Source organism: Clostridium sp. FS41, from assembly GCF_000954015.1.
Lineage (GTDB): Bacteria > Bacillota > Clostridia > Lachnospirales > Lachnospiraceae > Enterocloster > Enterocloster citroniae.
Genome location: NZ_JYHN01000006.1, coordinates 38146 through 49965 on the forward strand (window position 1 = coordinate 38146; position 11820 = coordinate 49965).

The 11820-nt window shown below is 50.9% G+C and carries 13 protein-coding genes; 10 read left to right on the forward strand and 3 right to left on the reverse strand.

Annotated elements, in window-relative coordinates:
- Positions 1–18: 18 nt before the first annotated feature.
- From CLFS41_RS00515 to CLFS41_RS00540, 6 genes are read left to right on the forward strand one after another with little or no spacing between them, the layout of a single operon-like run.
- Positions 19–1482: a hypothetical protein gene (locus tag CLFS41_RS00515; protein WP_045091121.1), complete on the forward strand. Its 1464-nt coding sequence runs from the start codon at positions 19–21 to the stop codon at positions 1480–1482.
- A gap of 17 nt (positions 1483–1499) precedes the next feature.
- A complete protein-coding gene (locus CLFS41_RS00520) occupies positions 1500–2060 on the forward strand; it encodes a flavodoxin family protein (RefSeq protein ID WP_007871131.1) in 561 nt (186 codons plus the stop codon).
- 48 nt (positions 2061–2108) lie between these two features.
- Positions 2109–2489 (forward strand): TIGR03792 family protein, encoded by a 381-nt coding sequence (locus CLFS41_RS00525; RefSeq protein WP_007871133.1) that lies wholly within the window; start codon positions 2109–2111, stop codon positions 2487–2489.
- A 21-nt stretch (positions 2490–2510) separates the two neighbouring features.
- Positions 2511–3242, forward strand: coding sequence for an SDR family oxidoreductase (locus tag CLFS41_RS00530; protein WP_007871135.1), 732 nt, complete (start codon positions 2511–2513; stop codon positions 3240–3242).
- Between the two features lie 11 nt (positions 3243–3253).
- Positions 3254–4207 carry a dihydrofolate reductase family protein gene (locus CLFS41_RS00535; RefSeq protein ID WP_045091122.1) on the forward strand — a complete coding sequence of 318 codons (954 nt, stop codon included), beginning with the start codon at positions 3254–3256 and terminating at the stop codon, positions 4205–4207.
- 17 nt (positions 4208–4224) lie between these two features.
- Entirely contained in the window at positions 4225–4572 is a 348-nt protein-coding gene (locus tag CLFS41_RS00540; RefSeq protein ID WP_007871138.1) for a phenylpyruvate tautomerase MIF-related protein, read from the forward strand.
- A 110-nt stretch (positions 4573–4682) separates the two neighbouring features.
- On the opposite strand, the gene CLFS41_RS00545 is transcribed toward CLFS41_RS00540, so the two are convergent.
- The 3 genes from CLFS41_RS00545 to CLFS41_RS00555 all read right to left on the reverse strand — a co-directional run bounded on the left by CLFS41_RS00545 (position 4683) and on the right by CLFS41_RS00555 (position 6673).
- Entirely contained in the window at positions 4683–5834 is a 1152-nt protein-coding gene (locus CLFS41_RS00545) for an ROK family transcriptional regulator (protein WP_007871140.1), read from the reverse strand.
- 106 nt (positions 5835–5940) lie between these two features.
- A complete protein-coding gene (locus CLFS41_RS00550; RefSeq protein WP_242856751.1) occupies positions 5941–6324 on the reverse strand; it encodes a DUF2752 domain-containing protein in 384 nt (127 codons plus the stop codon).
- A gap of 4 nt (positions 6325–6328) precedes the next feature.
- Positions 6329–6673 carry a DUF4234 domain-containing protein gene (locus CLFS41_RS00555; RefSeq protein ID WP_007871146.1) on the reverse strand — a complete coding sequence of 115 codons (345 nt, stop codon included), beginning with the start codon at positions 6671–6673 and terminating at the stop codon, positions 6329–6331.
- A 220-nt stretch (positions 6674–6893) separates the two neighbouring features.
- Here CLFS41_RS00555 and CLFS41_RS00560 point away from each other — a divergent pair, with 220 nt between their 5' ends.
- From CLFS41_RS00560 to CLFS41_RS00575, 4 genes are all read left to right on the forward strand, one after another.
- On the forward strand, positions 6894–8942 hold the full coding sequence (locus CLFS41_RS00560; RefSeq protein ID WP_045091124.1) for a DHH family phosphoesterase: 2049 nt from the start codon (positions 6894–6896) through the stop codon (positions 8940–8942).
- Positions 8943–8976: 34 nt separating this feature from the next.
- Complete coding sequence (rplI, locus tag CLFS41_RS00565; protein WP_007871160.1) at positions 8977–9423, forward strand: 50S ribosomal protein L9; 447 nt, start codon at positions 8977–8979, stop codon at positions 9421–9423.
- A 110-nt stretch (positions 9424–9533) separates the two neighbouring features.
- Complete coding sequence (gene dnaB / locus CLFS41_RS00570) at positions 9534–10892, forward strand: replicative DNA helicase (RefSeq protein ID WP_007871163.1); 1359 nt, start codon at positions 9534–9536, stop codon at positions 10890–10892.
- A gap of 96 nt (positions 10893–10988) precedes the next feature.
- Positions 10989–11657 (forward strand): MerR family transcriptional regulator, encoded by a 669-nt coding sequence (locus CLFS41_RS00575; protein WP_007871165.1) that lies wholly within the window; start codon positions 10989–10991, stop codon positions 11655–11657.
- The last annotated feature ends 163 nt before the right edge of the window (positions 11658–11820 follow it).

An 11820-nucleotide genomic window follows, 5' to 3' on the forward strand; every position in this document is an offset into this window, starting at 1 on the left:
TTACAGGAGGAAATAAGTATGGGAAAGGCAATACCTTTTTTCAAAAAGGCAGACCTGGATGCATCCATTGGCGTGTTCTTTGATGGATTTTCCAAGGTAATCGTGGCGATCGCCATTTTAGCAGGCACATTTGGGCTGGATGGAAGGACCATCTTCGGCACCATGATGCCGGGTGTATTTCTCACCGTGGTCATCCTAAACGGAGGGCTTTGGCTCTATTACAGGAAGATAGCGGCTGACCGCAACGACCCGAACCTGACCGCGATCCCTGCCGGTCTGCAGGCAGGCCGTATGTTTATCTGGCTTTACAGCATCATGCTTCCGGTATTCATAAGCACAGGCAGCGCGGACCTTGCGTTTAAGACAGGCGTGCTGGCCCATCTGGTGGGCGGGATCATCTTTATTATCGGCGCATTTGTGGTTCCGGTCATCTTAAGGATCGTGCCGGCCGGCGCACTGTTCGGCTCCCTGGCCGGAGGGGCCATGGCATTCCTGATCATGCAGTCCATGAACGGCGTTCTGAAAATGCCTCTGGTGGGATGGCTGTCCCTGATGGTACTGTTTGTGATCTATCTGGGCAAGGTGGAGGTTAAGCTTCCCGCAGCCCTTATAGCCATTGTGATCGGCTCTGTTGTGGCGTGGATCAGCGGTGTCATGGGATTTGGCGCAGTGACGGAATCCCTGAGTAACCTGAGTTTCTACATACCACTCCCGGTACTGGACATTTTTAACCCTGACGTTATCAGCGCCATGATCCCATTCCTGCCCATTATCATTGTGTTTTCCCTGAATGAGGTCATCACAGGGATCCAGGCAGTGGAGCAGGCCAAGGAATGCGGCGATACCTTTTTTACAACAACCAAACCCCTTGTGCTGTGCGGTGTGGCCAGCATTGTGGGGGCATGCTTTGGAAATCCTCTGGCCGTGGGCCTGTACTGGGGATATCCAGGATGGAAGAAAATGGAATCCGGAACGGGATATCATCTTGGAATCGTTGCCCTGTATGCTCTGGTGGGACTGACCGGACTTTCAGCCATCATCAATGCTTTTATCCCTGAAGCGGTGGTTCTGCCTATTCTGGTATTTGTAGGAATATCCAGTTATTCCCAGGCTTTTGAGGTGGTGGATAAAAAGTATTATCCGGCGGTCATCATGGCTTCCCTGCCGGTTGTCATGGACTTTATTGTGGACAACATGAAGGAAGGCGCCCTTCCCGGATTTACGGCCTTTGACCCCGGCTCTGCATTTGTGGGACTTCTGGTGGGCTGTGTTTTCGTATTTATCATAGACAACAATTGGAAAAATGCCTCCATTACCAATGGGGCGGCCCTGGCCCTGACAGCAATTGGAATGATCCATTCCCCGGGGATACTGGGCACGGAAGGATATGCGCCGGATATGGGATTTATACAGGTGTACATTGTGCTGATCATTGTATTTGCAGTAATGCATGTCACAGGTTTTAACAGGAAAAAAGCTTGAATCAGGAGGAAGTAAAGGTGAAGACACTTGTAATTATAGGAGCGGCAAGAAAAAACGGGCATACGCGCCAGATGGTGGATCTGTTTCTGGAGCACCTGGATGGTGAAAAGGAGATCATCGATGCCTACCGCACGGAAGTAAAGCCCTGTGTGGACTGCCGGTTCTGCTGGAAAAAGAAGGAATGTGCCATCAAGGACGGCATGCAGGAAATCTATCAGAAACTGGAGGAAGCGGACAACATCATCCTGGCCTCCCCCATGTATTTCCACTCCATCACAGGGAGGATGAAGTCCCTGATCGACCGTTTCCAGGTGTATTGGGCAGGTCATGTGAGAAATGATATGCCGGAAACATTTTTGCGCAAAGGCGCCATACTGATGGTGGGCGGCGCTCCCTCCTTTGAGAACCAGTTCCTGGGCGGGGAGATCGTGCTTAAGAACCTGTTAAATGATCTGAGCACAGAGTGTCTGGGCCAGGTCTGTCTGCCAAACAGCGACAGGGACAGTCTTGAAACCAGGCCTGATATCGCGGCGCAGGTTATTGCTTTGGCGGAAAAGATGAATCGGGCAGTAAAATAAGCCGTCCTGAACAGTTACAATAAAACAAACATATAAGGAGGAATTATCATGCAGGGTTACACTTACACAAAGGGAGAGCATTATCCGGTAGAACATTTGGTTTTTAAGGTAGCGCCGGAGGACGTGGAGCATTATCTGGCGGTTGACCATGAGATCTGGACTTTAAAGGAGGCATATGCGCCTGGATTTGACCATATCCCCTTCCTTTACAAAGAGGTTTGGGTCAATGACAACAAGCCGGGCGAAATCCACTTCATCTTTGTCTGGGAGAGCATTGAGTCCTGGAGAAAGATCGATGACAAGGAATACCAGGCTAAACTGATCAAGGAGTTTGACGAGAAGTTCGGCCGGCCTTACGAGTTCATCCGCTGCGTGCAGAATGAGGAGAACTTCGGCGTTCACCGTGTGAGCCGTTTTGAGAGAATCTAGTAAAGGAGCGAGGAAAAGAATATGAGATTTGAAGATAAAGTAGTGATCGTTACCGGCGCAAGCTCCGGTATCGGTGAGGGAGTTGCCAGGAAATTCCTGGATGAGGGCGCTTTGGTTGTGGGATGCGGCATTGAGCCTGAGATGCATATTGAGAGCAGCAGGGCCATCTATGTACAGGCCAACCTTACTGAGTTTGCCCAGGCGCAGCATGTGGTGGAGGAAGCAGTGAAGGCATTCGGCAGGGTGAATAAGCTGGTGTGCTGCGCAGGGGTTACCTTTGTGGGTTCCCTGGAGACAACGGATTATGACACCTTTATGAGGGAGCTTTCCATTAACATGGGCGGCGTGTTCAATATGTGCAAGGCAGCCATTTCCGAGCTTAAGAAGCAGGAAGGTTCCACCATTGTGAACGTGGGATCCGACCTGGGAGTGCGTCCCATTCCGGAGCGCATCGGCTACTGCCCGTCCAAGGCTGGCGTTATCATGCTGACTAAATGCATTGCCCTGGAGTATGCTCCGTCCATCCGTGTAAATGCCATCCTTCCGGGACTGGTGCGCACACCTATGATCGAGCAGAGGTTTACAGAGGCAGAGGATCCAAAGGCTCTGGAAGAGTCATACGCAAGCCTGTACCCCCTGCACAAGATGGGGAAGATCGAGGATATGGCCAATGCCATTGCATTCCTGTCCAGCGATGAAAGCGGGTTTATCACAGGAGAGATCATGCAGGTCTGCGGCGGCAGTCTGATTTAAGGAGGAATGACATGGCAACATCTTTATTTAAAATGCCTTTTGATATTGAAAAGACCAGGGTGAAGCAGATCTACAGAAGCAGCTCCCTGGACCAGGCGCAGGTGGAAACCATAACATGTGAGGAGATGAAGGAAATCTACGGGGACCTGAAGTTTGAGGCTCTCCACGAGGACCGTCCCTATACATATACGTCCCTGGTCACATCCATTGACGGCAGGATCGCATTTACAGACGCACCCCAGGGGCCCCTCATTGCAAAGCTGAACAAGTATGACGGGGATGGGGCCGGCGCCGACTGGTGGATCCTCAACATGCTCAGGGCCGTGTCTGACGGAGATATCATTGGTGCGGGCACCATGAATGCGGAGAGTGACTATACGGCCCATGTGTTCTCGCAGCAGCTGGAGGATGCAAGGGTGGCGGCCGGCATGGAGCCGGTCCCATGGAATATCATCTCATCCCTGGATGCAACAGACATTCCTTTTGACCATGTACTGTTTAAAACAAAGGAAGTTCCCGTGATGATCAGCACCAGCGCTGCCGGTGTTCCTGTTATCCGGGAAAAAATGAAGGAAGATTACTACCTGGTAGGGCCTGTTAAGGATATTTCTGAGGTCACCGGGGAAATGATCGAGTCCATGAAGGCAAACCGGAACAAGGTACTGGTGATCGCCACAGGCGACAAGGCGCCGGATTCCAAGGTTGCCCTCTATATCATGAAGAAATTCGGCCTTAACAAGGTGCTGGTGGAGACTCCCTCCTACATGCATTACCTGGTATCCCAGGGCATGATGGATGAGCTGTTCTTTAATTACTCCTGCATTTATGTGGGCGGGCAGGCGCTGACCATCGGCAAATTCGGGCAGGAGTTTGGCTCTGAGGACCACCCCCATACCAGGATGCTGAGCATCCATTCCCACAGCGATCATTTCTTCTATTTCAGGCATAAGCTGATTTATGGTTAGGGAAAGGGGCAAATAAAATGCCGTGCATACAGGTAAAAACAAACGTTAAGACCTCCCGTCAGGCTGCGGAGGAGATCAAGGAAGCATTGGGGCAGGCCATCAGCTGTCTTCCGGGAAAAAGCGAGGATTGGCTTATGGTGTCCATTGAGGACGGATGCCAGATGTTCTTTGGAGGAAAGGGCAGCCGGCCCATCGCCATGGTGGAGGTAAAGATTCTGGGAAATGCCGTGGATCAGGAAGGCGCCAAACGCATGACCGGGGAAATGACCAGAGTATTAGGCGGGACTTTGGGGGTATCGCCTGATAACATGTACATTAAATATGAAGCATCTCCTGACTGGGGATGGAATGGAACGAACTTTTAATAGGCTGGCAGAGACGGTGTGATGCAGGATCTGCCGGCAGTTAAAGAGGGGACTGGATCTTCCAGGTGCCCCTCTTTTTGTATGGTCATGTTTCGGTTTACATATCCGCCTTAACCATGGGCTGATAAAATCTCAAAAAATTCCTCAATGGCTTTGAGGGAGGCCCCAAGGATCGGCCCTTCATTTCCAAGTGAGGAGATCAGGATCTCCTGGGTATGGGTGATGGGGAGGACAATATCCTTCATGATCTCAGGCAACAGGTAAGGGAGGGACTGGATGAGATGGGAGTTAAGGATGATCATTTCGCAGTTTACAAAAAATATGATGTTGGACAATCCGATGGCCAGGTTGCGGATGTATGTGTCCAGGATGGCCAGCGCAGAGGGATGCTGCTTTTTAACCAGCTCTATAAACTCATCAATATCCTCCAGGGGTTTCTCCAGATGGAGGTTGATCTCGTCCAGAAGGTATTGGTCTGAGCAGTACTGTTCCCAGCACCCGTATTTGCCGCAGGAGCATTGCTTTGTCTCCTGGATGTTGATGGTGTGGTGCCCAACTGCATTGGCAAATCCCAGGTAACCGCGGATAAGCTGGCCGTTGGAGATCATGCCGCAGGATATGACATCGGAGATGCACAGTACGGTCAGCTCCTCATACTGGGGATGAAGGCGGGATTCCATGGAAGCTGCCAGGTTCCCGTCATTGTCAATGTACACAGGTACATTGTAGCGCTGTTCCAGCAAGGACTTAATATCGATGTTGTGCCACTGGAGCTTGGGAATAAAGCGGATGACCCCGTCCAGATCAATGATCCCACGCACAGCCAGGCTGATGCCGATCAGCCCGTAGGGGCAGGGAGGTATTTCCCTGATCATTTTGTCAATTGCCACATAGATCTGCTGGTACACGTAGGAAAACGCCTTTTTCTCAATGAACAGGGACCGGCGGCTGATAATATCGTTGTTCAGGTCCGTGAGGATGAGACTGATACGGCGCGCCCCGATATCAACGGCAATGCAGTAACCCGCCTTGGCAGCCAGGGTAAGGATGATGGGGGGCCGTCCTCCGCTGGAATCACCCATGGTGGTTTCCTCCACCAGCTTCAGGCTCATCCATTCCTTTACAATGGTGGAAACAGTGGCCTTATTAAGCCCCGTCTCCTCGGAAATACGGGCGCGGGAAATCTGCTTTTTGTTTAATATATGTTTGATAATGGTCAGCCGGTTGGCTGAGCGTATGTCCTTGGTCTGTGATATTTTCATGGGTATGCCTCGATGTTAAAGTATGATTCCATATCAGGAGATGATTTTAATTAGTCATATCATAACATACAGAGGAAATGACCGCAAGTCAAAGCCGGGACCCGGCTCACGGACTGAGCCATGCAAATGCAGGAAGATTGCGCAGTATGCCGAATAGGAGGAGGAAACCGGCCATGATGTAAAGGACCAGGTTCTGGGCCCTTGTGGGCTGCAGCTTGCCGCTTTTTATATACCGGAAAGCCATTTGAAATGCGATTATAAGGCCGGGTGGAAGGATCAGCATGACGGCGGCATTAGCCTGAAAGGCCGACTGAAAATCCAGGGACAGCAGGGACAGACACATGCGGCTCACTCCGCAGCCGGGGCAGTACAGTCCTGTAATGGTATGGAACATGCAGGGGATAAGGGGATGGCCTGCCAGAATACAGAGTAATGCATAAAACAGGCCGGCTCCCAGGAGCCCGCCTGTTTTTATACATAATCGTATCAAACGCTTATGCATTGGGAAGGTATTTGTTTAACTCGTTCTGCAGCAGGGCATAGGACACAATGCCCAGGCCGAACAGGCTGAGAAGCAGATAGACCACAGGTGCGCTTCCCCTTGGTTCACCGTGTTGGTCGTGAAGCATCTCCACTGCATTTCCCATCTGGTACATCCAGAAAAGCCCGTAGATACCGCAGGTGATCAGTGTGAACAGGAAAACCATTCCACCGCTTGTGCCCTGTCTTCCGGAGAGGCTGTTTGTGTCATCATTGAGCACAATCATCCAGTAGATGCCGTATAAGCCGCAGGTAATCAGGCTCAGCAGGATGCAGACCACAATATTGCGCTGTTTCATACGTATTTCCTCCTTGGTATGTTTTGATATGCAATACAGGTAGATTCTATCACAGGCTCTGCGTATTATCAACAAAAAGCATGTAAAATAAGACATTTTCAGACACCGGCCATATGGTGCATTACTGGTAAAAACTCATTTTTATGGACGAATGGGGCTGGATATGGTATACTAACTAAGATAGGCGTATTCCGATTATGGATACGAATGGAGGCAGACTATGAAAGATAAAGGAAGGACGCGGGGGACATTTAAGGTCTACCTGCAGTGGCCGCTCTTCTTGTCGGTCCTTATGGTCATATTGACTGCCGCTGTTGGAGCGGTGTCCACAAAGGCCGGCATTATTGTATCGGTATTTACCATTGTCTATATAGGGATTGCCCTTTGGCTGTATTTTTCACGGAGAAAAGGCATACTTGCAGGGCTGATCGCATTTTCATCTGCCTATGACCAGAGCAGGCAGAACCTGATGGAAGAGATGCTTATGCCTTATGCAGTGGCAGACGGAAGCGGGCATTTGCTCTGGATGAACCGGGAGTTTGCGGCAATCCTGGCAGAGGAAAAAATTTCATATAAGAATATAACAGCCATGTTCCCTGATATTACGAAGGAAATGCTGGCAACCGGCGGTGAACTGGTAAGCGTGCACAGCTTTCTGGGGGACAGGAAGTTCCGCATTGATCTAAAGCAGGTCATGGTGGACCGGCTGGAGGCAGCGGTGGCTGACAACGGGCTGGAGGGACAGGGGTCGTTTGTGACAGCCATCTACCTGGTGGATGAGACACAGACTCTTTTGTACATGCAGCAGATCAATGATCAGAAGCTGGTGGCCGGACTGATCTATCTGGATAATTATGATGAGGCGCTGGAAAGCGTGGAGGAGGTTAGGCGTTCTCTGCTGACAGCTCTCATTGACCGGAAGATCAGCAAGTATATATCCGGTATGAACGGCATTGTAAAAAAGCTTGAGAAGGACAAATATTTCTTTGTCATCAAGCAGCAGTACATGGCCAGGATCCAGGAGGAGCGTTTCTCCATCCTGGAGGATGTAAAGACAGTGAACATAGGCAATGATATGGCGGTGACCTTAAGTATCGGTATCGGTATGAACGGGGACAGCTACAGCCAGAACTATGATTACGCCAGGACCTCTATTGATATGGCCCTTGGACGGGGAGGCGACCAGGCCGTTGTGAAGGATTCAGGTAAGATCCAGTACTACGGCGGCAAAGCGCAGCAGATGGAAAAGACCACCCGTGTCAAGGCAAGGGTGAAAGCCCATGCCCTCAGGGAACTGATGGAGAACAAGGACCGGCTTTTGATCATGGGACACCGGCTGGCTGACATTGATTCCTTTGGAGCAGCTGTGGGTATATACCGCATTGCCGTGTCCATGAATAAGAAGGCCAACATTGTGGTCAACGAGGTGACATCCTCGGTGCGCCCCATGATGGACCGGTTTATAGGCAACGCGGAATATCCGGAGGATATGTTCCTCACAGGGCCAAAGGCATCAGAGGTGGCGGACCAGGGAACCATGCTGGTCATCGTGGATGTGAACCGCCCCAGTATTACGGACGAACCGGCATTGCTGCGGGAGGTCAGGACCGTTGTGGTACTTGACCATCACAGAACCAGCAGTGAGATTATTGACAATGCGGTGCTTTCCTATGTGGAGCCATATGCTTCATCCACCTGTGAGATGGTGGCGGAAGTTCTGCAGTATATAGCGGACGGCATCAAGGTGAAGCCGGCAGAGGCGGATGCCATGTATGCAGGCATTGTGATCGACACCCAGAATTTTACCAACCAGACAGGTGTGAGGACCTTTGAGGCGGCCGCATTCCTACGGCGCAGCGGCGCGGATATCACAAGGGTGCGCAAGCTGTTCAGGGAGAACATGAGGGATTATCAGGCCAAGGCCGATGCTGTGCGCAAGGCGGAAGTATATATGGACGCCTTTGCCATCAGCGAGTGCTCGGCAGATGGGCTGGACAGCCCCACCATCATCGGCGCCCAGGCCGCCAACGAGCTGTTGGAGATCCGGGGCATTAAGGCTTCGGTGGTGCTGACCGATTATAACGGTACTATTTATTTCAGCGCCCGCTCCATTGACGAGGTCAATGTGCAGGTGATGATGGAGAAGCTGGGGGGCGGCGGACACCGCACCATAGCAGGCGCCCAGATGGAGGGCGTATCAGTGGAAGATGCTAAGATCCGTTTAAAGGAAGTCATCCGCCAGATGCTGGAGGAAGGCGAAGTTTCCTGAGAATGAATTATAAATTGGAAAGGAAGTAAGAGACATGGATATTGTATTACTGGAAGATGTAAAAGCATTAGGAAAAAAAGGACAGATCGTAAAGGTAAATGACGGCTATGCCAGGAATTTCATCCTGCCCAAGAAGCTTGGCCTGGAAGCTACCTCTAAGAACTTAAATGACTTAAAGCTTCAGAAAGCCAATGATGCCAGGATCGCCGCAGAGCAGCTGGCAGCAGCAAAGGAGCTGGGAGCAAAGCTGGATGAGTCCACCGTGACCTTGTCCATTAAGGCGGGCGAGGGCGGAAGGGCGTTTGGCTCCGTGTCCAACAAGGAGATCAGCAAGGCCATTTCCGACCAGCTGAACCTGGATATTGACAAGAAAAAGATCGTTTTAAACGACCCCATCAAATCCATCGGAAGCTTTGAGGTTCCCATTAAGCTTCACAAGGAGGTAACGGCCAGACTTGCGGTAAAGGTAGTGGAAGCTTAACGGTAAGCTGCCGCTGATAATGAAACATGACATGACCCGCCCCGAAAGGAGCGGGTCTCATAGACTGGTATGGGATCTGCATACCGGTTTGAATACAGGAGACGATTAAAATGGAAGAAGCTCTGATCAAGCGGGTGCTTCCCCACAGCCTGGAAGCGGAACAGTCCGTCATCGGATCCATGCTGATGGACAGGGAGGCAGTCATCGCTGCATCGGAAATTGTAACTGGAAGTGATTTTTACCAGCAGCAATATGGTATCATGTTTGATACCATGGTGGAGCTGTTCAATGAGGGCAAGCCCGTGGATCTGGTTACCCTTCAGGACCGGTTAAAGGAAAAGGATGTGCCTCCGGAGGTGTGCAGCCTGGACTTTGTCCGCGACATTGTGACCATGGTGCCCACATCAGCCAATGTGAAGTCCTACGCCACCATTGTAAGTGAGAAGGCAGTCCTTCGCAGGCTGATCAAGACAACGGAGGAGATCGCCAATACCTGCTATGCGGGAAAGGAACCCTTGGAGAATATCCTGGCGGACACGGAGAAATCCGTTTTTAACCTGCTTCAGAACAGGGGAGGCCAGGAGTTTGTTCCCATCAAGCAGGTGGCCATTAATGTCCTTGAAAAGATTGAGGACGCCTATAAGAATCAGGGTACGGTAACGGGTATTCCCTGCGGTTTTATTGACCTGGACTACAAGCTGTCCGGTTTCCAGCCCTCTGACTTTATCCTGATCGCGGCCCGCCCTTCCATGGGTAAGACTGCCTTTGTGCTTAACGTGGTAGATTATGTGGCGGTGCGCAAAAGCCTGCCCTGTATGGTATTCAGTTTGGAAATGTCCAAGGAGCAGCTGGTCAACCGTATGCTTTCCATGGAGTCCAATGTGGACTCCCAGAAGCTGCGTACAGGCTCCCTGACGGATTCGGACTGGGACGCGGTGGTGGAGGGCATCGGCGTTATTGGTAATTCCAAGCTGATCATTGACGACACGCCCGGTATCTCCATCTCGGAGCTGCGCTCCAAATGCAGGAAGATGAAGCTGGAATACGGCTTGAGTATTGTTATCATTGACTACCTGCAGCTGATGAGCGGTAGCAAAAAAGGCGGGGGAGACAACAGGCAGCAGGAGATTTCCGATATATCGCGATCCCTTAAGGCTCTGGCCAGGGAGCTTCATGCTCCGGTGATTGCCCTGTCCCAGCTGTCCCGTGCCTGTGAGACAAGGCAGGACCACCGCCCCATGCTTTCCGACCTTCGAGAGTCCGGAGCTATTGAGCAGGATGCGGACGTGGTTATGTTCCTTTACCGTGATGATTACTATAATAAGGATACGGAACATCCCAATGAGGCTGAGGTGATCATAGCCAAACAGCGAAACGGCCCCATTGGTACGGTGACATTGATCTGGAAGCCCGAGTACACAAAGTTTGTCAATGCGGCAAGACCTCAGGGCGGAGGACCCCAGGAGTAATAAAAATTTTCCGGGAATGTCATAATATCCATTCTCAACGCATACACTAATAGTAAGGCAGGACATGCCTGTTAAGATGTGAAGGAGAGAGTGGCTATGGATGAAGTACATTATCTGATATCGGATGCGTCCAAAAAGGTCGATGTGGAGGCCCATGTATTAAGGTACTGGGAAGAGGAGCTGGAACTTGATATTCCCCGTAACGAGATGGGGCACCGGTACTATACGGATTTACATATCCGCCTGTTTAAGCAGGTCAAGAACCTGAAAGAAAAAGGGTTTCAGCTCAAGGCGATCAAGCACGCGCTGAACCAGGTACTTAAGAAAGACGGAAAAGCTCAGACAGAGCTGTCCGATGAAATTTTAGAGCGTGATATGAACGCGGCCCTGAATGAATTCAAGGAAGAGGATGGGAACACATCATTAAGCACTATGAAGAGTGACGGTGTATCCGTGGTAGCCATGGAAGAGAAGATGGAACAGTTCCAGCAGATTATGAACCTGATAATCGGACGAGCCCTTGAAGTCAACAATGAAAAGCTGAGCCAGGACATCAGCTGCCTGGTCAACGAAAAGATGGGAAAGGAATTGGAATTCCTGCTCCAGGCATCAGATGAGAAGGAAGAGGAGCGTTTCCGCCAGCTGGATGAAACCCTGAGGGCTTACCAGAAGGGCGGACAAGCTGAGGCGGCGGCTGCCAAAGTCCCATTTTTCAAACGCCGCAAATTCGGCCGCAGCGGAAAGAAGCTGAGGGATGGAAAGTAGTCCGGATCTCATGCCGGAAGAGAAGGAAGGAATTATAAAATGATACAGGACAGGACATACGCTGCCGCGGCAGTGAGGGTTCTGTCCTGTATGGTTTATAATTCCTTCCTTTTTTGGTAGTTCCATCCCCTTTCAATTTTCTTACAACCACAAAAATGATATC

Coding starts and splice junctions, on each gene's coding strand:
- rplI (WP_007871160.1), top strand. CDS start 8,977: ATGGATATTGTATTACTGGAAGATGTAAAAGCATTAGGAAAAAAAGGA.
- CLFS41_RS00515 (WP_045091121.1), top strand. CDS start 19: ATGGGAAAGGCAATACCTTTTTTCAAAAAGGCAGACCTGGATGCATCC.
- CLFS41_RS00535 (WP_045091122.1), top strand. CDS start 3,254: ATGGCAACATCTTTATTTAAAATGCCTTTTGATATTGAAAAGACCAGG.
- CLFS41_RS00545 (WP_007871140.1), bottom strand. CDS start 5,834: ATGAAAATATCACAGACCAAGGACATACGCTCAGCCAACCGGCTGACC.
- CLFS41_RS00560 (WP_045091124.1), top strand. CDS start 6,894: ATGAAAGATAAAGGAAGGACGCGGGGGACATTTAAGGTCTACCTGCAG.
- CLFS41_RS00555 (WP_007871146.1), bottom strand. CDS start 6,673: ATGAAACAGCGCAATATTGTGGTCTGCATCCTGCTGAGCCTGATTACC.
- CLFS41_RS00540 (WP_007871138.1), top strand. CDS start 4,225: ATGCCGTGCATACAGGTAAAAACAAACGTTAAGACCTCCCGTCAGGCT.
- dnaB (WP_007871163.1), top strand. CDS start 9,534: ATGGAAGAAGCTCTGATCAAGCGGGTGCTTCCCCACAGCCTGGAAGCG.
- CLFS41_RS00525 (WP_007871133.1), top strand. CDS start 2,109: ATGCAGGGTTACACTTACACAAAGGGAGAGCATTATCCGGTAGAACAT.
- CLFS41_RS00575 (WP_007871165.1), top strand. CDS start 10,989: ATGGATGAAGTACATTATCTGATATCGGATGCGTCCAAAAAGGTCGAT.
- CLFS41_RS00530 (WP_007871135.1), top strand. CDS start 2,511: ATGAGATTTGAAGATAAAGTAGTGATCGTTACCGGCGCAAGCTCCGGT.